This is a genomic window from Georgenia sp. Z1491 (assembly GCF_049856175.1).
Lineage (GTDB): Bacteria > Actinomycetota > Actinomycetes > Actinomycetales > Actinomycetaceae > JB111.
Genome location: NZ_JBNDNA010000012.1, coordinates 32,773 through 53,255 on the forward strand (window position 1 = coordinate 32,773; position 20,483 = coordinate 53,255).

The window sequence follows — 20,483 nt, forward strand, 5'->3', positions numbered from 1 at the left end:
CATACGCTGGATATCTGCAAGGTGACGGGAGCGTAATGACGCAGGAGATGTACGGCGAGGCCCGGGCCCGCGAGCTCGAGCAGCAGGCGATATCGCTCGCCGCGAAGAACGAGCGGCTCACGGAGTCGCTCGGCAAGGCGCGGCAGCGCCTGGTCGACCTGCAGGAGCAGGTGGACTCGCTCACCGCGCCCCCCAGCACCTACGGCACGGTCGTCGACGTCGAGCCCGTCGACCGGGTCGCCGACGTCCTGGTCGGCGGCCGCCTCATGCGGCTCACCGTGTCCACGGTCGTCCCCGTCGGCGCCCTGCTGCCCGGTCGGCGGGTGGTGCTCAACGACCAGCTCGCGATCGTCGCCGCGGCCGGCTACGAGCCCAACGGCGAGGTCCTCTCCGTCAAGGAGGTCCTCCCGGACCACCGGGTCCTCGTCATCGGGCGGGGCGACGACGAGCGCGTCCTCACCGTCGGCGGCACGCTGCGCGAGACCCGGATGCGCCCCGGCGACCTCGTACGCGCCGACCTGCGGACCTCGTTCGTGCTCGAGCTCGTCCCGCGTGCCGAGGTCGAGGACCTGCTCCTGGAGGAGGACCCGGACACCGAGTACGCCGACATCGGCGGTCTCGGCCCGCAGATCGAACGCATCCGTGAGGCCGTGGAGATGCCGTTCCTGCACCCCGGCCTGTACGCCGAGCACGGTCTGCGCGCGCCGCGCGGCGTCCTGCTCTACGGCCCCCCGGGCAACGGCAAGACCCTCGTCGCCCGGGCTGTGGCCACCTCGCTCGCGCGCTCCGCCGCCGAGGAGTCCGGCGCCGACCGCGCCCACTCCTACTTCCTGTCGGTCAAGGGTCCCGAGCTGCTCACCCGCTACGTGGGCGAGACCGAGCGGCAGATCCGGGTGATCTTCTCCCGTGCGCGCGAGAAGGCCCGCACGGGCGTGCCGGTCATCGTCTTCTTCGACGAGATGGAGGCTCTGTTCCGCACGCGCGGCTCCGGCGTGTCCTCCGACGTCGAGACGACGATCGTCCCGCAGCTCCTCGCCGAGATCGACGGCGTCGAGGCCCTGGGCAACGTCATCGTCATCGGGGCCTCCAACCGCGAGGACATGATCGACCCCGCGATCCTGCGGCCCGGCCGGCTGGACGTGAAGATCCGCATCGGGCGCCCCGACGCCGAGGGCGCCCGGGAGATCATCTCCAAGCACCTCACCCCCGACCTGCCGATCCACGCCGACGAGCTCGCCGCCCACGGCACGCCGGAGGCGGCGGTGGCCGCGATGGGCGCCGCCGTCGTCGACGCGATGTACGCCGCGGACGACTCGACCGCCGTCCTGGAGCTGACGTTCGCCTCGGGCGACCGCCGGGTCCTGCACGTCGGCGACCTCGCGTCGGGCGCGATGCTCGCCTCGATCGTCGACCGGGCCAAGAAGCGGGCCATCCAGGACCTCGTCGCCGGCCGCGGCCGCGGTCTGCGCACCGACCACCTGCTCGCCGGCCTGCGCACCGAGACCCGCGAGAACGAGGCGCTGCGCACGACGATCAAGCCCGCGGACTGGGCCCGGGTCGAGGGCGCCGACAGCGAGCCCGTGACCGCGATCCGCCAGCTGCCGTCCCGCGGCGCCCACGCCCCGGGTCGCGCCGCGGACGGCCCGGGAACGCACGGAGACCCGGCGCCGCGGGACGCGGACGGTCGCGCCGCGGAGCGCGACGACGAGCGCCCGGCCGGGCCGACGGACACCCGCCGCGTCATCGACGACGTGCCGACCACCGGCGGCTACCTGTGAGCGCGTCATGACGGTGCGCCGGATCATGGGCACGGAGACCGAGTTCGGCGTGCTCGACCACACCGACCTGGCCGCGAACGCGGTCCGGCTCTCGACCCGGGTGGTGCACGCCTACCAGGGCGCCGACGGCACCGCCGCCCACCCGAGCGCGCGCTGGGACTACGTCACCGAGGACCCGCTCAACGACCTGCGCGGCCACCGGGTCCCGCGGGCCTCGGCGCACCCCTCGCAGCTCACCGACGATCCGGAGCGCCCCGCGCCCGCGGGCCCGGCCCAGCAGGTTGAGCGCCCGAGCGTCGAGGAGCTCGACCTGCCCGTGGCCGGCAACGCCCTGCTGAGCAACGGCGCGCGGCTCTACGTGGACCACGCCCACCCCGAGTACTCCGGCCCCGAGACCGTCGGGCCGTTCGAGGCGCTCGTCCACGACCGGGCCGGCGAACGGGTGGCCGTCCGGGCGATGCACGCCGACGGCGGCGAGGGCCTGACGCTGTACAAGAACAACGTCGACGGCAAGGGCGCAAGCTACGGCACGCACGAGAACTACCTCCTCTCCCGCGACGTCGACCTCGGGGACCTGGTCCGCTACCTCACCCCGCTGCTCGTCACCCGACAGGTCGTCGCCGGCGCGGGCCGGGTCGGTCTCGGCCAGCGCAGCGAGCGGCCCGGCTTCCAGATCGCGCAGCGCTCCGACTACGTGGAGAACGACGTCGGCCTGGAGACGACCTTCAACCGGCCGATCGTCAACATGCGCGACGAGCCCCACGCCGACGCCGGACGGTACCGCCGGCTGCACGTCATCGGCGGGGACGCCAACCTGTTCGACGTCCCGTTCGTCCTGCGTACCGGCACGGTCGCGCTCCTGCTGTGGCTCCTCGAGCGCGGCCAGGTGCCGATCGGGCTCGACACCCTCGTCATCGCGGCACCGGTGCCCGAGGTCCAGCGCATCAGCCACGACCCGACGCTGCGCCACCGGATCGCCATGCGGGAGGGGCCCGACCGCACGGCGCTCGACATCCAGCGCACCTACCGTGACATCCTCGCGCACGCGGTCGACGAGGCCGGTGGCCCCGACGCCGAGACGTCCCGCGTCCTCAACCTGTGGTCGCACGTGCTCGACACGCTGGCCACGGACATCGACGCCGCGGCGCCGGACGTCGAGTGGGTGAGCAAGCTGCAGCTCCTCGAGCGCATGCGCGAGCGCGACTCGCTCGGCTGGGACAGCCCGCGTCTGGCCGCGCTCGACCTCCAGTGGCACGACCTGCGCCCGGAGCGCTCGGTCGTCGCCCGCCTGGACGCGGCCGGACGGGTGACCCGGCTGGCCGACGAGGACGCGGTGCGTCGCGCCGAGCACGAGCCCCCGGTCGGCACCCGGGCCTACCTGCGCGGAGAGGTCCTGCGGCGCTACCCGAGCCAGGTCACCGGCGCGGGCTGGGCGAGCGTCGTCCTCGACCTGCCCGGGCGCGAGCGGCTCGCCCGTGTCACGCTGCCCGAGCCGGCGCGCGGCACCCGTGAGCTCGTCGGAGAGCTGCTCGACGCGAGTCCCGACGCGGCCGCGCTCCTCGACGCCCTCACCGGTGGCCCGGCCGGCTGACCGGCGGGCCCCACGACCACCCAGGACCACCACCCAGCACGACCACCGCGGACGCCGCCACCGGCGTCCGCACAGGAAGGATCCCGACATGTCGGAGCAGGACCAGACCCGCACACCCCGTCCGGAACCCGCCGGCGACGACGGACCGGCGCCCGCCCCGGCCCAGCGCGCCGAGCAGGTCTCCCGCGTGGACGACATCCTCGACGAGATCGACACCGTGCTCGAGACCAACGCCGAGGCCTTCGTCCAGGGCTTCGTCCAGAAGGGCGGACAGTGACGGCCGACGAGGCCGCGCCCCACGACCACCCGCTCCGGCGACTCTTCGGGGTCGAGACCGAGTACGGACTCACCTTCTTCCCCGACGACCCGGACCACGTCCTCAGCCCCGACGAGGTCGCGCGCCACCTCTTCCGCCCCGTCGTCGAGCGGGGCCGGTCGACGAACGTGTTCCTGCGCAACGGCGCCCGCCTCTACCTCGACGTCGGCTCGCACCCGGAGTACGCGACCGCGGAGTGCGACGACGTCGTCGACCTCGTGGTCAACGACCGTGCGGGCGAGGCCACCCTGATCGAGCTCGGCGAGCGCGCCGAGGCCTCGCTGGCCGCCGCCGGCACGCCTGGCACCCTGCACCTGATGAAGAACAACCTCGACACGCTCGGCGCCTCCTACGGCTGCCACGAGAACTACCTGGTCCGACGCCGGCGCGACTACCGCGCCACTGCGGAGTCCCTCGTCACGTACTTCGTCACCCGACAGGTCCTCACCGGCGCGGGACACCTGCGGCGCCGGCCCGGCGGCACGGTCGCGTGGGCCTTCTCCCAGCGTGCGGACCAGACCTGGGACGCCGTCTCCGCGGCGACGACCCGGTCACGCCCGATCATCAACACCCGTGACGAGCCGCACGGCGACGCCGAGCTCTACCGGCGCATGCACGTCATCGTCGGCGACTCCAACGTGGCGCCGGCGACCACCCTGCTCAAGGTCGGGTCCGCGGAGCTGCTCATCGCCTGCGTCGAGGACGGCATGCGGCTCGACGACCTGGAGCTCGGCGAGCCCATGCGTGCGATCCGCGAGATCAGCCACGACATCACCGGGAGCGTCGACGTCGAGCTCGCCACCGGCCGCCGGCGCACCGCGGTCGACATCCAGTCCGAGCTGCTCGACCGCGTCCGCGACCACATCGACCGGCGCGGGTGGGACCCGATGCTCTCCGACGGCCGCCGCCGCGTGCTGGACCTGTGGGCGCGCGGTGTCGCGGCACTGCGCGACGGCGACCTCTCGCCCATGGCGACCGAGCTCGACATCGCGGCCAAGCGCGCGCTGGTCGACCGCTACTGCGCGCGCAACCGCGTGGCGCTGGACGACCCGCGCGTCGCCCGCCTCTCGCTGGCCTACCACGACATCACGGCCCACGGCCTCGGGCGCCGCCTGCTCGAGGGCGGGCTGCTCGCGCCCGTGGGCACGGACGAGCAGGTCGAGACCGCGCGCACCGTCCCACCGGCCACGACCCGCGCGGCCCTGCGCGGGAGGTTCGTCGGCGCCGCCGAGGACTCCCGGCGCGACGTCGCCGTCGACTGGGTGCACCTCAAGCTCGTCGACGCCGCGCAGCGGGCCGTCGCGCTCAAGGACCCGTTCCGCGCCGTCGACGACCGGGTGGACGCGCTTCTCGCGGAGATGGCGTGACCGGACGGATGCGTGCTTCGACCGCGCGCGTCTCGGCCGCGGGTGGCCCGACCGCGCGTGGCCCGGCGCTGCGCGTCGCGGCCGCCACCTGCGCGCTCGCCCTCGGGCTCGGGGCCTGCGGTCCCGGCGAGGACGGGAGCACCGGGGAGTCCGGTAGCGAGGCACCGTCCGGGGCCGGGCCGGCCTCAGAGGTGCCGGGCGTCTCGGTGGCCGGAGCGCCCGGGCACCCCGTGGTCGTCATCGACACCCCGCTGCCCGTGACCGACCCGGTGGCCGCCGTCGTCGACGAGGGCGACGGGCGGGCGCTCACCGCGGGCGGTCCGGCGCTGCTGGACGTGGCGGCCTGGGACGGGACGACCGGTGCCAGCTCCTCGCCCGGCGAGGACGTGCCGCCCCGCCTGGCCACGGTGTCCGATGCGGACGTCGGCGCGACGCTGGCGGAGATCCTGCCCGGGGTGCCCGAGGGCAGCCGGATCCTCGTGGCCGAGCCTGTCGACGTCGAAGGGGCGCTGACGATGCAGGTGGTGGTCGTCGACGTCCTGCCCACCGTCGCCGGCGGCGCCCCGGCCGAGAGCGCATCGGGGGAGGCCGGGTCGGGGGAGACGGGGTCGGCCGGCTCGCCGTCCGCGGGGCCGGAGAGCCCGAGCGAGGGCGACGGCGGCGACGGCACTGCCGGCCCGACGGTGGGCAGGGGAGCCGACGGCGCGCCCGTGGTCGGGATCCCGCCCGGCGACCCGCCGACGGACCTGGACAGCCGCGTGGTGGTCGAGGGGGACGGGGCGACGGTCCGGCCCGGTCAGGAGCTCGTGCTGCAGACGCTCACCCTCGACTGGGCCACCGGCGAGGTTTTCTCGTCGACCTGGGCGGACGGGGCCCCGACGACGGCCGGCGTCGGCGAGCTCGCGGAGGGCGTGCGCCTCGCGCTGCTCGACCGGCGCGTGGGGTCCCGGGTCCTCGTCGTCGTGCCCCCGGGGCTCGGGGACGGCGAGCACACGCTCGTCGTCGTCGTGGACGTGCTCGCGGCCTCCGGAGGGGACGACGTGGTCCGCTGAGCGGCGCGGGGGCATGGACCGGTGAAGGCGGGGGCGTGGACCGGTGAGGGGGGATCCCGGTCCACGCCCCGCTGTGGCGGGCTCAGGGCCCGCCGAGCACCGCCGTGACGGTGCAGATCATCTGCTCGGTGGGCACGAGCGTGGTCAGCGGGCACTCGACGGCGGCACCCTCGCTGTCGGTGAGGACGATGTCGGTGACGTCGACGTCGCCCGTGTTCGTTACGAAGTAGCTCCACGCGACCATCGCGTCCTCCGCGACGAGCTCGGGCAGCGGGTCGTACTCCACCACCGTGATCGACGCCTCGCCGGGGTCGTCGGGCAGTTCTTCGGCGGGTGGGGCAGCCGGGTCCGGGGTGGGAGCGGGGGCGGGCTCGGGTGCGGGGGCGTGTGCTGGATCGGGCTCCGTTGGGGGACCAGGTGTCGGTGCGGGCTCCGGTGACGGCGCGCCCTCGCCGGCCTCGGGCCCGGGCGTGCCCGCCTCGGCGGTCGCAGCGGACCCGACGGCCCCCAGGAGGAGGACGGTGACGGCGAGCAGCGCACCCGCGGCCGGACGACGTGCGGTGGTCATGAGGACGCTCCCGTCCCGCCGGCGCCGAACCGCTGCCGTGCGGCCCGGGCAGCGAGCCCGCCGCCTGCGAGCGCGGCCGCGATCATCAGCGTGGTGAGGATGTCCGGACCTGTCTGTGGCAGGGCCACGGGGCCGGCCGCTCGCGGACCTGCGACCGGCAGCCCCCCGGCGGCGGTGCCGCCGCCGGAGACCCCGCCGCCCGCCACACCGCTCGTGGCAGGCGTCGACACGGGGCGCTCGGGCGGCGACGTCGGCGTCTCGCCGGGGGGCTCGGTCGTCGGGACCTCGGGGGTGTCCCCGGTCATCGTCACACGGACGCCGAAGCTCGCACCTCGCGCGCCGACCTCCGAACGATTGCCGGAGGTCGCCTCGACCGGGAAATGAAGCTCGAGAGGAACGTCGACGATCTCGCCGCGCTCGATCGGGGCCTCGACCAGGGCGGTGTCGACGCCGAGGAGCGACGTGACCGGGTGGTCGTTGATCGTGACGTCGTCGAAGAACTCGTCGAGCTCGCCCATCTGCGTGACGTCGACGATGTCGACGGTCATGGTGGCGGCGGTCGGACCATCGTTCCGCACGCGAAATGTGCGCTCGATATCGCCGCCGGGCACGATCACAGCGTCGAACAGCTGGACCGTGACCACGGGGGCAAACCCCTCGCCGACGTCGATGACGATGGCGTCGGCGGCGGACGATGGGTCGTCGGCGGCGGCGCTGCCCGTGGCGAGGACCCCGAAGCCAAGGGTGAGTGCGCCGATGGCCGCGCCGCGGCGGCGTGCGGACCGCGGGTGGTGTCTCATGTCGTCGCGACCTCGGTTCGGCTCCGGCTCGTGGGGGCGTCGGCGGGAGCAGGCGCGGGGGTGTCTACATCGGTGGGCCCGGCATCGGTGGGATTGGTTCCAGCGGCGACCGGCCTGGTTCCCGTCTCCGGGTCGGCCTGTTGACCGGCGGCGGCCTTGTCATCGCGGGACGGCGGCGTCGTCCCACGGTCCGTCTCCTCGGCGTCGTCGGCCTCGTCGTCCTTCCCCCGACCGCCGAGGATCGAGGACAGCACGAGCCACGCGAGGATCGCGATCGCCGCGCCGCCGAGCCAGGGCCGCACCTCGGGCTGCGTGAGGTGGCCGACCCACGGGACCCCGTAGATCACCTGTCCCTGGATCTGCTCCATCGTCACCGGGTCGTCGACCGCGTCATTGGCATCGCCCTGGGTGGTCACGCCGAGGGCGCCGTCGTTCCCGACGGTGACGCCGATGATCCGGTGCGTGACGAGTGTCGGGTCGCCAGACACCGGCTGGACTGTGACGACGTCGCCGATCACCGGGTCCGCGTAGTCGGGGTCGACGACGACGACGTCGCCGGGGGAGTAGGTCGGCTCCATGGAGCCAGACAGGATCGTCAGCGGGACCCAGCCCATGAACCGGGGCACGATGAAGGCCGCGGCCGCGACGAGAACGGCGAGCACGGCGACGACGGCGATGAATCCGCGTGCGACGCCGCCCCACAGCTCGTGGCGTCCGGAACGGGTGGTGCTCATGGTGTGACCTCGATGACGGGGGTGAGGACGACCTCGATGTCGTCGGCGGTGAGGGTGTCGTGGACGGTGACCGCCCAGTCCTCCTGGGCGGAGACGTCGCCGGCCTCGGAGGTGCCGCTCGCGCTCACGCTGCCGGATCGGTCCGTGGTGGCGGCCTCGAGCTCGAGGCACAGCAGCGTGGAGGTGTCGAGCTCGAGCTCGACCGGCGTGCCGTCGTCGACCGGAAGGTCGACGTCGGTGACCGAGCACTGCTCCGGTGCCGTGACCGTGTAGACCTGCATGCGCCAGGCGAGGTCCGGCACGTCCGTCATGAGCGAGACGTCGAACGTCGCGAGCTCGTCCTCCGTGAGGCCGTGCTGGATCAGCGATGCACCGCGGCCGTGCGCGTTGATCTGGTAGACGAGCTCGGCGGGCAGGTCGATTCGGACGGGGGCCGGGGGCTCCTCCGGCGCGGGCGCCTCTGGAGAGGTCTCGCCCGGTGCCGGCTCGTCCTGGGTCGGCCCACCTGGTGCGTTCGGGCCGTGGCCGGCGGTGGCGGACGCGGGGGAGCCCCCGGAGGGGGACTCGGTAGAGCCGGCGCTCGCGGACTCGGCTGGGCCGTCGGTGGAGGACTCTGACGGTCCGTCGGTGGGGGACTCGGCGGGGCCCTGGCTCGGGGCCTCGTCCGGCCCGTCGGTGGCGGACTCCGCGAGACCGCGGGCGGGGTCAGAGAAGCGCTCGGCCCCGATCGATCCCTCGCCGCTCGCGCTCGCCGTCCACAAGGCGAGCGTTCCGGCCGACGCCGCGGCGCCGAGGACACCGGCAGTGACGAGGGCCAGCAGCGCTCGGTCGCGTCGCGTGGCGCTCATGACGCCTGCTCCAGCGTGAGGTCGCCACGCACCGTGACGACGTCGAGCTCCGCGGGGTCGCCGGGCGCAAGGGGGTACGGGTTCTCGACCAGTACGTAGAGGAACCAGTCGGCGCTACCGTCGAGAGAGTCGGGCAGGTCGGCCTCCGTGAGGCCCTCGCGGGTCGCTTGCGCCGCCGACGACGGACCGAACACGTGGCCGGGGATACCGTCGGCGATCGCGGCCCGCGGGTCGGTGATCGCGGGGTCGGTCGAGACGAACCACTGGTACGGGTAGTCCAGGTCGGCCGAGAGGGTGACGTCGACGGTCGCGTCGGCGACGAGGTTGTGGCCGTCGAGCGCGAGGTCGAAGCCCTGGACGGCCCAGGCGTGCTCGCCCGAGCCGAGCACGCCCTGCTCCTCGGCGTCCACGTCCGTGGTCCACTCGAGGTCTCCGACGGAAGCTGCGTCCAGGTCTCCGGCGGTGATGGAGCTGCCGGAGCCTGCCGCGACGTCGGTGCTCCACAGCGCGTACGTGCTCGCGCCACCCAGGACGGCGACGCCGGCGGCAGAAAGTGCCAGCGCGGCGGCGGGGCGCCGGACGGTGGGTCTGCGCCGAGCGGTGGTGCTGCGACGGGCGTCGGGCATGGGGTCCTCGATCGGGGGTCTCGAAGGGTGAAGGCCTGATGCGGTGCGACGGCCGGGCGGCCGGCCCCCCCCGGAAAGGGGAGGCCGACCGTCCGACCGATCGTCGGTCTGTCCCGCGCGGTGCGGGTCAGGGGAGGGAGCGGCGGGTCTGCTCGAGCTCGACGTTGAGGTTGTCGAGCGCGGTGGAGGCCTCGGTGCTGGTGGTGCCGGAGGTGGCCTCGTCGAACTCCGCGAGGACGACGAACGTCAGCTCCGTGTCGTGGGCGAGGACCGGCCAGCCCGGGTCGGGCGTGCCGGCGCCCTGACCGGACTGCGGAGCCTGGAATTCCAGCTCGATGACGTCGTCGAACGAGGCGCTGGTGACGATCCACTGGTTGGTGGTGTTGTTGTAGACGCCGTAACGGACCGTGAGGCCCTCGAACTCACCGGCGTAGTCCGCCGAGGGACCGATTGTCAGGTCGGCACGGAGGTTGTCGCCCTCGAGGTCGAGGACGATGGACTGCTCGCCGACGATGAAGTCGCCCGGGACCACCCGGTAGGTGTCCATGTCGTTGATCGGGTGAGCGAAGTCGTGGCGCAGGGTGGGCAGGTCGAAGTCCCAGCCGGGGGTGCACCCGAAGAATGGGATGCAGACCGGCGGCACCGAGAAGTTGTCGATGTTGAAGGTGGTGTCGTGCCACTGGAAGGCACCCTGGGTCTCGACCTCGAGGTTACCGGCGGTGATCGTCCCGGCGTCGATGGTGTCGGAGTCCGACCAGAGGGCGAACGTGCCGCCCGAGCCGAGGGCAACAGCTGCGGCGGCGGCACCTGCGAGGGCGCCGACAGTCTTCTTGCGCACGATTGTGCTCCATTCATGGGTGGGTGCGAGGGGAAAGGGGATATGTCGGTGCAGTCATTGCTCCGACGCGACGAAACGTAGCAGGGAATGCGGGCCCTGCAAGAGCTGGCCGAACTGTCGAAATGCCGTGCCGGCGAGCTGCGCCGCGGTCGTGATCCGGCGCGATCCTGCCGCTCCCGGGCGGTGACGTGGGTGACGTCGAGGACCGTCGAGACGGCGTAGGGCCTGTTGTTCCAACGATTATGGGCGGTGGTTCCACTGGATCTGGACACCGTCTCGACGCTGCGTCCGTGCGGTCCTGGCGGGGTGCAGCGCTCGTCTGGCATTCACCTCGTGTCTTTCTGGCAATGGTCCGATCGCGCGTCGACGGCGTATCGGCGCATTGTTTTCTCAACCTGGACGGAAATGCGCGCTCAGAATGCGCGAGGGCATCCCCGTCAATACGGAAACCGTCACCGGGGCGGGCGGTCGGACGACCTATTCCGACGCGGTGAGGCGCAGGTCGGCATACCGGTACGGGGCCGCGAGAGCGAGGGCCTCGTCCTCCTGGCGCGCCCAGGTCTTCCACCACGAGCTCACGTCGCCCTCGCGGGCCTCGGCGCGCGCCCGGCGCATGGCCTCGGGCTCGTCGAGCCACGCCAGCGCGTCGAGGTGGTCGTGCAGGAGCGTGGCCCCGCATCCCTCGACGACGACGAGACGCGGGTGCGGTCGGCCCGGTGCCGGGACGACCCGGACCGGCCCGGGGGCCGAGCGGTGCCAGTCCCAGGTCGGCGCGGAGCCGGCCTCGCCCCGGCCGAGAGCGGCCAGCACGGGGCGCACGGCCTCGGCCCCGGCCCGCAGGCCGGTCCAGCCCTGGTAGTGGTCGTCCAGGCGGACGAGCGCGACACGGCCTCGGTACGGGGAGCGGCGCTCGAGGATCGTCACGACGTCGCTCGCGAGCGTCGACTTGCCCGCTCCGGACCGCCCGTCGATGCCGAGGACGACGGTGCGCCGATCGCGCGCCGGGGTGCCCGCGGGGGCGTCGCCGTCGTCGCGCGACCCGACCTGCTCGAGCACGAGGTCGGCGACCAGGGAGGCGGGCGTGGGCATGGCGTGCCAACCTACCGGGCGCCGCGGCGGGCGCGCGCTCGTGCTCGGTACGGTGGGAGGGAGGCGCCGCCGGCGCCACCTGGAGGAAGCACCATGTCGCTGGCCGTTCGCGTGATCCCCTGCCTGGACGTCGCCGCGGGCCGCGTCGTCAAGGGCGTGCGGTTCGAGGGGCTGCGGGACGCGGGCGACCCGGTCGAGCTCGCCCGCCGGTACGACGCCGACGGGGCCGACGAGCTGACCTTCCTCGACGTGTCTGCCTCGGTCGAGGAGCGCTCCACCACCTACGACGTCGTGGCCCGTACGGCCGAGGAGATCTTCGTGCCGCTGACCGTCGGCGGGGGCGTGCGCACCGTCGACGACGTCCACCGCCTCCTCACCCACGGGGCCGACAAGGTGAGCGTCAACACGGCCGCCGTCGCCCGGCCCGAGCTCATCTCCGAGGTCGCCGACCGCTTCGGCTCGCAGGTCCTCGTCCTCTCGGCCGACGTGCGACGCACCACGGGCGAGACCATCACCGACTCGGGCTTCGAGGTGACGACGCACGGCGGCCGGCGCGGGACCGGGACGGACGCCCTCGAGTGGTGCGTCCGAGCGGCCGAGCTCGGCGCCGGCGAGATCCTGCTCAACTCGATCGACGCCGACGGCACCGAGGCGGGCTTCGACCTCGAGATGCTCCGGGCCTTCCGCAGCGAGGTGCGGGTCCCGCTCATCGCCTCGGGCGGCGCCGGGTCGGCCGAGCACTTCGCGCAGGCCGCCCACGCGGGCGCCGACGCCGTGCTCGCCGCGAGCGTCTTCCACTTCGGCACGCTGAGCATCGGCGGCGTCAAGGACACGATGCGCGGCGCCGGCGTCGAGGTGCGCTGAGCGCGCGGCCGCTCAGGCGGGCACGCCCTCGGCCTCGAGCGCGTCGTCGAACACGGTGACGCCCGCCATGCCCGGCAACCGCGCGATGTTCTGGTCGATGCGCCGGACCTCGGCCCGTCCGTCGGGCTCGGAGAACAGGTGGCCCATCACGTGGCGGACCTCGGTGCGGCCCATGATGCTCGTGCCGACCGGGCGCCAGAACCGCTCCAGGGTCAGCCGGGCCACCCTGCGGGCCGGCTCGCTGGCGGTGAGACGCTCCCTGGCCCGGGTCGCGTAGAAGGCGACGTGCCGCGTCTCCTGTTGGGCGATGCGGCGCAGCAGGACGGCGAGGACCGGGTGCCGCTCGAGGTCGGCCATCCGTCGGTAGGCCGCGACGGCGGACCACTCGTTGGCCGCGCCCCAGAGCATGTGGGTGGCGACGAAGTCGGCGCCCACGAGGTTGGCGAGCACGGACTGCTTGAGCGAGGACAGCGCCTCGCGCCAGCCGAGCTTCGTCCGCCTGGCCTTGAGCTCGTCGTAGTCGACGGTGATGTCGTGGGCGGCGAGGACCGCGGCCAGGGCCTCGCCGTGCCAGAACTCCTCGCGGTTCCACATCGTCATGAAGCCCGCCACGTCGCCCTCCCGGCTCGACGGGGTGACGAGCAGGTCCCGCAGGTAGCAGACCGTGTGGTACTCGACGTCGCACATGTACCGCAGGCAGCGCAGCGAGTCCTCGGGCAGCGGGTCGTCCCGGAAGGAGCTCATGTCGAGGTCCTCGAACCGCACGGGCGTGCTGTCCGCGGCGAAGGTGTCGATGTCGAAGGTCATGCGTGTGCTCCTCAGCCGGCGGCCCGGTCGAGGTCGGCGCGCTCGTCGAGCGGTCCGGCCGGCCGGACGGGACGTGGTGGTCGGACGGGTGCCGTCGGTGGGACGAGGGGACGTTCGCGGCGTAGCGCGGCCGCCAGCGGCCCGTGCCCTGCGAGGCCCGGGAGCGCCACGATCGGGGCGTCGGCGTCGCGCACGACCCGCTCCCCGCCGGGGCCCGCGAGCAGGACGCGCAGCAGGCGGTGGCTCGCGCGGGCGCGGAGACGGCCGGGTCGCAGCGGGTGGAAGCCCCGCGTCAGCAGCGCCCGCACGAACCGGGTCGCGCACGCGTCGTCGTCGAGCCGCATCGCCGCCTCGGCCCGGAAGAAGGCCACGTGCTCCACCCGCCGCTCGCGCACGGGGGCGAGCAGCTCGTCGAGCCCGCCGCCGGCGAGCCGGGCGAGCCGGTCGTAGGCGACGAGCACCGCGCTCTCCTCGGCGAGGCCCCGGGCAGCGTGCAGCGCCGTCGTCGGCTCGCCGAGGAGTGTCGTCCACACGGGGGCGACGTGCTGGGCGAGCAGGTCCTGGGCGTGCGCGACCCGGTCGAGCCGCGTCGGCCGCTCGTCCTCGGGGACGCGGCCCGGCCCAGGGCCGTCGAGCGCCCGCGTCAACCGGTCGGCGAACCAGTAGCGGTCGTGCGCCCAGGTCGTGAGGAACGCGGTGTAGCGCGCCTCCCGGGAGGTCGACGTCGCGAGCACGCGGCGCAGCGTGTCGGTCGCGGTCCGCTCGAGGTCGCGCAGGTAGGTCAGGGCGCCGCGGTGGTGGGGGTGGAGAGCGGTCGGCCCGAACGGCGCGGGCACGGGTGGCCGGTGGTCCCCGAACGCGGTGCGGGTGAACCGGGCGACGTCGAAGCTCGTCGTGCGCACCGGTGCGACCGTTCCGTCGGCGCTGTGCAGGAGGCCGGGCCGCCCCCCGGCCGGGGTCGCTCGCGCATCGGTCACCACACGTCCAGGTTAGGTGGTGCTCCGCGTTCCGGGCTCTGCTCCTCGCGACGCCCGGGCTCTGCCCCTCGCGACGCGGAGCCCTCCGCCGACCCGGCGAGGCCCTCCGCCGACCCGGCGAGCCCTCCCGACGGTGCGACGGGGCCCGCGTCGCCGGGCACGTCCCCGGACAGGCCCGCGAGGAACCGGTCGATCGTCTCCGGCCGGCCCTCGAGCGTGACCTGCGCCGCGCGCCGGCGCCCGTTCGCGTGCAGCGCGAGCTCGACCGGGTCACCGACGACGGCGACCGCGTCCGCGCCCCGGCGCACGGTGGCTCGCGGCCCGCCGGGGACCACGAGCACCACGCCGGTGCCGCTGCTGCGGTACATGAGGCCCGCGGTGGAGCGCACCCGCTGCCACAGCTCGCGCAGCAGGTCGGGGGTGAGGTCGTCGCGCGGCTCCGCCGGTTCCGAGGCGCCGTCCGCGTCGCGCGGCCCACGCCGGACGTCCTCGTGGTGGACGACGAGCTCGACGAGGTTCGTCGTCGACTCCGCCAGCCGCAGGGGCGACCACCGCGGCGGGCCCGTGGCTACCCGTGCCGCGAGCGCCCGGTAGCCGACCGGGTCCAGCGCGTCCGCGACCAGGCGCTGGAGATGCGGCTCCCGGCCGGGCTCGGCGCCGGAGAGGAGGTCCCGCAGGACGAGGTCGGGCCGGCGCTCCCGCAGCACGAGATGAGCGGCGAGGTCGACGACCCGCCATCCGGCGCAGAGCGTGGGTGCTCCGGGATCGGCGGCGGCCAGCGTCCGTGCGATCGCGGCTCGCTCCACGTCCACCGGTCGTCGCTCGTCGCTCACACGAGGACGCTCCCACACGCGCGGCGGCCGCGCACGCCCGACAAGGCGGCACCCCTGTCGTGGCACCATGAGGCGGTGCCCGACCTGAGCGAACCGACGCCCGACGGCGCCGCGCCGACACCCCTGCTGGACCCCGCGATCGCCGACCGGCTGCGCCGCGACCCCCACGGCCTCGTGTGCGCGGTGGTGCAGGACGCGACGACGCTCGGCGTCCTCATGGTGGCCTGGATGAACGACGAGGCCCTGCACCGGACGCTGACCTCGGGACGGGCCTGGTACTGGTCCCGCTCCCGCGCCGAGCTGTGGCGCAAGGGGGACACCTCGGGGCACGTCCAGCACGTGCGCTCGGTGGCCCTGGACTGCGACGGGGACGCGTTGCTCGTCGTCGTCGACCAGGTCGGTCCCGCCTGCCACACCGGGACGACGAGCTGCTTCGAGGCCGGCGGTCCGCTCCCCGTGACGGGGGCCGGCCGATGACCCGCCCGGACGGCGCCGCCGCAGCACCTGGCCAGGAGCCGCCCGAGGACCCGACCGGGGCCGGGGCCGAGCAGCCGGTCGAGCCGGCCTGGGGCGAGACGTGGCCGAGCCTGCCGCGGTTCCGCGAGCTCGCGCGCGACCGGCGGGTGATCCCGGTCGTCCGCAGGCTCCTGGCGGACGACGTCACGCCGGTCGGCGTCTACCGGCGGCTCGCCGCCGGCAGGCCCGGCACGTTCCTCATGGAGTCGGCCGAGGCCGGGCGCTGGTCCCGCTGGAGCTTCGTCGGCGTGGGCTCGCGCGCGACGCTCACCTCGCGGGGCGGACGCGCGGCCTGGCGCGGCGACGTCCCCGTCGGGATCCCCACCGACGGGCCGGTCCTCGAGGTCCTCGCCGCCGCCCTCGACGTCCTGGGGACCCCGGCGATCCCGGGCCTGCCCCCGCTGACCGGCGGCTTCGTCGGCTCGCTCGGCTGGGACGTCGTCCACGAGTGGGAGCCGACGCTGCCGCGCGTCGCGCCGTCCGACGACGACCTGCCCGAGGTGGCGCTGTGCCTCGCGAGCGACGTCGTCGCCCTCGACCACCTGGACGGGACCCTGTGGCTCGTGGCCGACGCGGTCAACACCGACGGCTCTCACGAGCGCGTGGACGAGGCGCACGCGGACGCCGTGGCACGCCTGGACGCCATGCAGGAGGGGCTGCTCGCCCCGGCCCCGGCGCTCGCCTCCGTCCTCGACCCCGCCGGCGAGCTGCCCGAGGTCACCGCGCGGTTCGCCGACGAGGACTTCCAGGAGGCGGTCCGGGTGGGCAAGCAGCGGATCGTCGACGGCGACATCTTCCAGGTCGTCCTGTCCCAGCGCCTCGACGTCACCACCGACGCCGACCCCCTCGACGTCTACCGGGTGCTGCGCACGGTCAACCCGAGCCCGTACATGTACCTGTTCGCCCTCGACGACGGCATCGGCGGGATGCTCCACGTCGTCGGCTCCTCCCCGGAGACCCTCGTCAAAGTGAGCGGCGAGGAGGTCATCACGTTCCCGATCGCCGGCTCCCGGCCCCGCGGCACGAAGCCGGCCGAGGACCGCGAGCTCGCCGAGGAGCTGCTCGCGGACCCCAAGGAGCTCTCCGAGCACGTCATGCTCGTCGACCTCGCGCGCAACGACCTGTCCAAGGTGTGCCGGCCCGAGACCGTCGAGGTCACCGAGCTGATGGAGATCAAGCGCTTCAGCCACATCATGCACATCAGCTCCACGGTGACCGGTCGGCGACGCCCGGACGCCACCGCCCTGGACTGCCTGCGCGCCACGTTCCCCGCCGGCACGCTCTCCGGCGCGCCGAAGGTCCGGGCGATCGAGATCATCGACTCGCTCGAGCCCTCGCGGCGGGGCGTGTACGGCGGCGTGGTCGGGTACCTCGACCTCGCGGGCGACGCCGACCTCGCGATCGCCATCCGCACCGCCGTCCTGCACGGCGGACGCGCCTCCGTGCAGGCCGGCGCGGGCGTCGTCGCGGACTCCGTGCCCGCCACGGAGCTTCAGGAGGCGACGAACAAGGCCGCCGCCGCGCTGCGCGCCGTCCGCCTCGCCTCGCGGCTGCGCCCGGCCGCGGCCGGGTCTCCCGCCCGTGACGACCACGGGGCCGCGCCGGAGGGCACGCCATGAGGAGCGACCCGGCGAGCACGACGGCCCGGCGACGCACCGGCTCGGGGCCCGGCCGGGGGCAGCTCGTCCTCATGATCCTGCTCGTCGTCGGCGCCACCTTCCTGCTCGCCCTGCCCACGTGGGCCATCGGGAGCGTGGAGACGGCCACGGGCGAGGCGGACCTGAGCGCGACCGGCATGTCGGGCGCCCCGGCGGTGTGGGCCGGCGCGCTCGTGGCGGGGGCGGCGGCGCTGCTGGCCGCGCTGTCGGGCCGCGTCGGCACGATCGTCGCCGGACTGGCCACGTTCGTCGCGGGAGTCGTCGTCGCGCTCGGCGGCCTGGGGGCGGTCCGCGACCCGGCCGCCCTCCTGCACGCCGAGGCACGCCTGCTCACCGGCACGAACGCGCCCACCGTCGACGCCGCAGCCACCGAGGTCTGGCCCTGGGGCGTCCTCGTCACCGGGTTCCTCCTCGCGGGCGCGGGCGTTCTCGTCATGGCCGGGTCAGCTCGCTGGTCCGCCGCCGGCCGCCGGTTCGAGCGCGCCGGGGGCCGCGCCCCCGCCGGCACCCGGGACGGCGCACCCGGCGCGGCGGGCGCCTCCTCGGCGGTGCCGACCGGTTCCGCCTCCGCGGCCGCCGACGCCGCCCGCGACCGGTACGTCGACGACTGGGACGCCCTCGGACGCGGCACGGACCCCAGCGTCGACGACCGGTAGGCTCGGGGAGGACGTCCCCGACCCGACCCCATGAAGGAGCAGCCGTGACCGGCACGAGCCTCGAGCAGCACCAGACCGGCTACCGGCTGCCCGTCGCAGCCCCGCCCCACAACGAGGGCAAGACCGTGGCCGGCTGGGCCGTGATGATCATCGTCTCCCTCGGCGTCCTCGTCTCCTGCGCCGGCCTCGTCGTCGACGCACCCGTGATCATGTGGGTCGCGGGCCCGGTCGTCGCCGTCGTGGGGCTCGTCGTCGGTCTCGTGCTGCGCCTGACGGGCCGGGGCCAGGAGCGCCGCACCGCTCCCGCCCGCGACTGGTACGAGTCGCCGGAGCAGGAGCGCTCCGCCGGCGGCCGCGAGCGCGCCGCCGGGGCCGACGCGCGCACCATCGAGGAGGAGGCCCGAACCCGATGAACGTGCTCGATGACATCGTCGCGGGCGTGCGCGAGGATCTCGCCCGCCGCGAGGCCGAGCTCCCGCTGGAGAAGGTCAAGGAGATCGCCGGACGCCGGCCCGCCGCGCGGGACGCGGTCTCGGCGCTGCGCGGCGACGGCTCGGTGACGATCATCGCCGAGTGCAAGCGGCGCAGCCCGTCCAAGGGAGTGCTCGCCGACGTCCCGGACCCCGCCGTGCTCGCTGCCGCCTACGCCGACGGCGGCGCCGCCGCCATCTCGGTCCTCACCGAGGAGCGCCGGTTCGGCGGCTCGCTCGCCGACCTGGACGCCGTGCGCGCCGTGGTCGACGTCCCCGTGCTGCGCAAGGACTTCATCGTCACCCCCTACCAGGTGTGGGAGGCCCGGGCGCACGGCGCCGACCTCGTGCTGCTCATGGTCGCCTCGCTGGAGCAGACCGTGCTCACCTCGCTCGTCGAGCGCGTGCACTCCCTGGGCATGACCGCGCTCGTCGAGGCCCATGACCGCGAGGAGGCACTCCGGGCTCGCGACGCCGGCGCCCGCGTCATCGGGATCAACGCCCGCAACCTCAAGACGCTCGAGGTCGACCGGTCGGTGTTCGACCAGGTCGTCGACGTGGTCCCGGACGGGATCGTCAAGGTCGCCGAGTCCGGCGTCGCCTCCGTCCACGACGTCCTGGACTACGCGCGTCAGGGGGCCGACGCCGTGCTCGTCGGCGAGGCCCTGGTCACGCAGGCCGACCCGCGCCGGGCCGTGGCCGACTACGTGGCGGCGGGCGCCCACCCGTCGCTCAGCGCCGGCCGGGACTGACCGGCGTCCACCGGGACCGCCCGCCGGCGGCCCCACGCACCACCGGCCGCGCCCGACGGCGCCGGCCGCGCTGACTCGGGCGCGCGCCCGGAAGGAGCTGCACGTGCAGTACACCGACGACCCGGGCAAGCTGTCCGAGGCGCACGGACCCTACTTCGGGCAGTTCGGGGGCAGGTTCGTCTCCGAGGCGCTCATCGTCGCGCTCGACGACCTCACCGCCGCGTGGGAGGAGATGCGGGACTCGCCGGAGTTCGCCCGCGAGATGGGCGAGCTGGCGGCCACCTACATCGGCCGCCCGTCGCTGCTCACCGAGGCGCCCCGGTTCGCCGAGCACGCGGGCGGCGCACGGGTCCTGCTCAAGCGCGAGGACCTCAACCACACCGGTTCCCACAAGATCAACAACGTCCTCGGCCAGGGTCTGCTGACGAAGAAGGTCGGCAAGACCCGCGTCATCGCCGAGACCGGGGCCGGTCAGCACGGCGTCGCCACCGCCACCGCGGCCGCCCTCATGGGACTCGACTGCACGATCTACATGGGCGCCGAGGACGTGCGTCGACAGGCGCTCAACGTCGCCCGGATGCAGCTGCTCGGCGCCGAGGTCGTCTCGGTGACCAACGGCTCGCAGACCCTCAAGGACGCCATCTCCGAGGCCTTCCGCGACTGGGTGACGAACGTGGCCACGACCAACTACGTGTTCGGTACCGCCGCGGGGCCGCACCCGTTCCCCGAGCTCGTCCGCGACCTGCAGAAGGTCATCGGCGAGGAGGCCCGCGAGCAGGTGCTCGAGCTGACCGGTCGGCTGCCTGACGTCGTCACGGCCTGCGTCGGCGGCGGCTCCAACGCGATCGGCATCTTCAACGCCTTCCTCGACGACGAGGGCGTGCGTCTCGTCGGGCTCGAGGCGGCCGGCGACGGCGTGGAGACCGGCCGGCACGCGGCCGCGATCGGCGGCGGGCGCCCGGGAGTCTTCCAGGGCTCCCTGTCCTACCTGCTGCACGACGACGACGGGCAGACCATCGAGTCGCACTCCATCTCCGCCGGGCTGGACTACCCGGGCGTCGGGCCGGAGCACGCCTGGCTCGCCGACCTCGGCCGCGCCGAGTACCAGCAGGTCACCGACGCCGAGGCCATGGACGCCTTCGCCCTGCTGTCGCGGACGGAGGGCATCATCCCGGCCATCGAGTCCGCCCACGCCCTCGCCGGCGCCCTGCGCATCGGCCGCGAGTGGCAGGACGCCGGTGGGCAGGGCAAGCCGCCGGTGATCCTCGTCAGCCTGTCGGGCCGCGGGGACAAGGACATGGAGACGGCGATCGAGTACTTCGACCTCGGGGGCGAGAAGTGAG

The 20,483-nt window shown here is 74.4% G+C and carries 22 protein-coding genes; 12 read left to right on the plus strand and 10 right to left on the minus strand.

Features of this window, described 5'->3' with window-relative positions; all coding sequences use genetic code 11:
* The first annotated feature begins 35 nt into the window (after positions 1–35).
* The 5 genes from arc (at position 36) to ACPYO4_RS12535 (ending at position 6,104) form a co-directional block, all read left to right on the plus strand.
* A complete protein-coding gene (arc, locus tag ACPYO4_RS12515) occupies positions 36–1,778 on the plus strand; it encodes a proteasome ATPase (protein ID WP_425709578.1) in 1,743 nt (580 codons plus the stop codon).
* A 25-nt stretch (positions 1,779–1,803) separates the two neighbouring features.
* Positions 1,804–3,369, plus strand: a complete 1,566-nt coding sequence (gene dop, locus ACPYO4_RS12520; protein ID WP_425709579.1) for a depupylase/deamidase Dop — start codon at positions 1,804–1,806, stop codon at positions 3,367–3,369.
* Between the two features lie 88 nt (positions 3,370–3,457).
* Complete coding sequence (locus ACPYO4_RS12525) at positions 3,458–3,646, plus strand: ubiquitin-like protein Pup (protein ID WP_425709580.1); 189 nt, start codon at positions 3,458–3,460, stop codon at positions 3,644–3,646.
* Positions 3,643–5,052, plus strand: coding sequence for a Pup--protein ligase (gene pafA / locus ACPYO4_RS12530; RefSeq protein ID WP_425709581.1), 1,410 nt, complete (start codon positions 3,643–3,645; stop codon positions 5,050–5,052). Before ACPYO4_RS12525 ends, pafA begins: the two co-directional genes overlap by 4 nt.
* Positions 5,049–6,104, plus strand: a complete 1,056-nt coding sequence (locus ACPYO4_RS12535; protein WP_425709582.1) for an FKBP-type peptidyl-prolyl cis-trans isomerase — start codon at positions 5,049–5,051, stop codon at positions 6,102–6,104. The genes pafA and ACPYO4_RS12535 overlap by 4 nt, the downstream gene beginning before the upstream one ends.
* Positions 6,105–6,186: 82 nt before the next feature.
* On the opposite strand, the gene ACPYO4_RS12540 is transcribed toward ACPYO4_RS12535, so the two are convergent.
* From ACPYO4_RS12540 to ACPYO4_RS12570, 7 genes are all read right to left on the minus strand, one after another.
* The gene (locus ACPYO4_RS12540; protein ID WP_425709583.1) at positions 6,187–6,672 is read right to left on the minus strand and encodes a DUF7507 domain-containing protein; all 486 of its coding nucleotides are present in this window, start codon (positions 6,670–6,672) and stop codon (positions 6,187–6,189) included.
* Complete coding sequence (locus ACPYO4_RS12545; protein ID WP_425709584.1) at positions 6,669–7,472, minus strand: hypothetical protein; 804 nt, start codon at positions 7,470–7,472, stop codon at positions 6,669–6,671. Before ACPYO4_RS12545 ends, ACPYO4_RS12540 begins: the two co-directional genes overlap by 4 nt.
* Positions 7,469–8,206: a signal peptidase I gene (locus ACPYO4_RS12550; protein WP_425709585.1), complete on the minus strand. Its 738-nt coding sequence runs from the start codon at positions 8,204–8,206 to the stop codon at positions 7,469–7,471. Before ACPYO4_RS12550 ends, ACPYO4_RS12545 begins: the two co-directional genes overlap by 4 nt.
* A complete protein-coding gene (locus ACPYO4_RS12555) occupies positions 8,203–9,054 on the minus strand; it encodes a hypothetical protein (RefSeq protein WP_425709586.1) in 852 nt (283 codons plus the stop codon). The genes ACPYO4_RS12550 and ACPYO4_RS12555 overlap by 4 nt, the downstream gene beginning before the upstream one ends.
* Positions 9,051–9,680, minus strand: a complete 630-nt coding sequence (locus ACPYO4_RS12560) for a hypothetical protein (RefSeq protein ID WP_425709587.1) — start codon at positions 9,678–9,680, stop codon at positions 9,051–9,053. The genes ACPYO4_RS12555 and ACPYO4_RS12560 overlap by 4 nt, the downstream gene beginning before the upstream one ends.
* A 127-nt stretch (positions 9,681–9,807) precedes the next feature.
* Positions 9,808–10,518, minus strand: coding sequence for an alternate-type signal peptide domain-containing protein (locus ACPYO4_RS12565; protein ID WP_425709588.1), 711 nt, complete (start codon positions 10,516–10,518; stop codon positions 9,808–9,810).
* A gap of 477 nt (positions 10,519–10,995) precedes the next feature.
* Positions 10,996–11,607, minus strand: coding sequence for a hypothetical protein (locus ACPYO4_RS12570; RefSeq protein WP_425709589.1), 612 nt, complete (start codon positions 11,605–11,607; stop codon positions 10,996–10,998).
* 93 nt (positions 11,608–11,700) lie between these two features.
* Between ACPYO4_RS12570 and hisF the strand changes: the two genes are divergently transcribed.
* Complete coding sequence (gene hisF, locus ACPYO4_RS12575) at positions 11,701–12,471, plus strand: imidazole glycerol phosphate synthase subunit HisF (RefSeq protein WP_425709590.1); 771 nt, start codon at positions 11,701–11,703, stop codon at positions 12,469–12,471.
* Positions 12,472–12,483: 12 nt separating this feature from the next.
* Here hisF and ACPYO4_RS12580 read toward each other — a convergent pair whose 3' ends face one another.
* The 3 genes from ACPYO4_RS12580 to ACPYO4_RS12590 form a co-directional block, all read right to left on the minus strand.
* On the minus strand, positions 12,484–13,278 hold the full coding sequence (locus ACPYO4_RS12580) for a ferritin-like domain-containing protein (protein ID WP_425709591.1): 795 nt from the start codon (positions 13,276–13,278) through the stop codon (positions 12,484–12,486).
* Positions 13,279–13,289: 11 nt separating this feature from the next.
* Complete coding sequence (locus ACPYO4_RS12585; protein ID WP_425709592.1) at positions 13,290–14,180, minus strand: hypothetical protein; 891 nt, start codon at positions 14,178–14,180, stop codon at positions 13,290–13,292.
* 71 nt (positions 14,181–14,251) lie between these two features.
* Positions 14,252–15,088: a TIGR03085 family metal-binding protein gene (locus ACPYO4_RS12590; protein WP_425709593.1), complete on the minus strand. Its 837-nt coding sequence runs from the start codon at positions 15,086–15,088 to the stop codon at positions 14,252–14,254.
* Positions 15,089–15,172: 84 nt separating this feature from the next.
* On the opposite strand from ACPYO4_RS12590, the gene hisI reads away from it, so the two are divergent.
* The 6 genes from hisI to trpB all read left to right on the plus strand — a co-directional run bounded on the left by hisI (position 15,173) and on the right by trpB (position 20,482).
* On the plus strand, positions 15,173–15,565 hold the full coding sequence (gene hisI / locus ACPYO4_RS12595; protein ID WP_425709644.1) for a phosphoribosyl-AMP cyclohydrolase: 393 nt from the start codon (positions 15,173–15,175) through the stop codon (positions 15,563–15,565).
* Positions 15,562–17,223, plus strand: a complete 1,662-nt coding sequence (locus ACPYO4_RS12600) for an anthranilate synthase component I (RefSeq protein ID WP_425709594.1) — start codon at positions 15,562–15,564, stop codon at positions 17,221–17,223. Before hisI ends, ACPYO4_RS12600 begins: the two co-directional genes overlap by 4 nt.
* The gene (locus ACPYO4_RS12605) at positions 17,220–17,918 is read left to right on the plus strand and encodes a Trp biosynthesis-associated membrane protein (protein WP_425709595.1); all 699 of its coding nucleotides are present in this window, start codon (positions 17,220–17,222) and stop codon (positions 17,916–17,918) included. Before ACPYO4_RS12600 ends, ACPYO4_RS12605 begins: the two co-directional genes overlap by 4 nt.
* A 44-nt stretch (positions 17,919–17,962) precedes the next feature.
* Entirely contained in the window at positions 17,963–18,331 is a 369-nt protein-coding gene (locus ACPYO4_RS12610; RefSeq protein WP_425709596.1) for an HGxxPAAW family protein, read from the plus strand.
* Positions 18,328–19,140, plus strand: a complete 813-nt coding sequence (trpC, locus tag ACPYO4_RS12615) for an indole-3-glycerol phosphate synthase TrpC (protein WP_425709597.1) — start codon at positions 18,328–18,330, stop codon at positions 19,138–19,140. The genes ACPYO4_RS12610 and trpC overlap by 4 nt, the downstream gene beginning before the upstream one ends.
* A 103-nt stretch (positions 19,141–19,243) precedes the next feature.
* The gene (gene trpB, locus ACPYO4_RS12620; RefSeq protein ID WP_425709598.1) at positions 19,244–20,482 is read left to right on the plus strand and encodes a tryptophan synthase subunit beta; all 1,239 of its coding nucleotides are present in this window, start codon (positions 19,244–19,246) and stop codon (positions 20,480–20,482) included.
* The last annotated feature ends 1 nt before the right edge of the window (position 20,483 follow it).

What these genes read in the sequence shown, in the direction of transcription:
- arc (WP_425709578.1), top strand. Translation starts at nt 36, where the DNA reads ATGACGCAGGAGATGTACGGCGAGGCCCGGGCCCGCGAGCTCGAGCAG.
- dop (WP_425709579.1), top strand. Translation starts at nt 1,804, where the DNA reads ATGGGCACGGAGACCGAGTTCGGCGTGCTCGACCACACCGACCTGGCC.
- ACPYO4_RS12525 (WP_425709580.1), top strand. Translation starts at nt 3,458, where the DNA reads ATGTCGGAGCAGGACCAGACCCGCACACCCCGTCCGGAACCCGCCGGC.
- ACPYO4_RS12540 (WP_425709583.1), bottom strand. Translation starts at nt 6,672, where the DNA reads ATGACCACCGCACGTCGTCCGGCCGCGGGTGCGCTGCTCGCCGTCACC.
- ACPYO4_RS12545 (WP_425709584.1), bottom strand. Translation starts at nt 7,472, where the DNA reads ATGAGACACCACCCGCGGTCCGCACGCCGCCGCGGCGCGGCCATCGGC.
- ACPYO4_RS12550 (WP_425709585.1), bottom strand. Translation starts at nt 8,206, where the DNA reads ATGAGCACCACCCGTTCCGGACGCCACGAGCTGTGGGGCGGCGTCGCA.
- ACPYO4_RS12555 (WP_425709586.1), bottom strand. Translation starts at nt 9,054, where the DNA reads ATGAGCGCCACGCGACGCGACCGAGCGCTGCTGGCCCTCGTCACTGCC.
- ACPYO4_RS12560 (WP_425709587.1), bottom strand. Translation starts at nt 9,680, where the DNA reads ATGCCCGACGCCCGTCGCAGCACCACCGCTCGGCGCAGACCCACCGTC.
- ACPYO4_RS12570 (WP_425709589.1), bottom strand. Translation starts at nt 11,607, where the DNA reads ATGCCCACGCCCGCCTCCCTGGTCGCCGACCTCGTGCTCGAGCAGGTC.
- hisF (WP_425709590.1), top strand. Translation starts at nt 11,701, where the DNA reads ATGTCGCTGGCCGTTCGCGTGATCCCCTGCCTGGACGTCGCCGCGGGC.
- ACPYO4_RS12580 (WP_425709591.1), bottom strand. Translation starts at nt 13,278, where the DNA reads ATGACCTTCGACATCGACACCTTCGCCGCGGACAGCACGCCCGTGCGG.
- ACPYO4_RS12600 (WP_425709594.1), top strand. Translation starts at nt 15,562, where the DNA reads ATGACCCGCCCGGACGGCGCCGCCGCAGCACCTGGCCAGGAGCCGCCC.
- ACPYO4_RS12605 (WP_425709595.1), top strand. Translation starts at nt 17,220, where the DNA reads ATGAGGAGCGACCCGGCGAGCACGACGGCCCGGCGACGCACCGGCTCG.
- trpC (WP_425709597.1), top strand. Translation starts at nt 18,328, where the DNA reads ATGAACGTGCTCGATGACATCGTCGCGGGCGTGCGCGAGGATCTCGCC.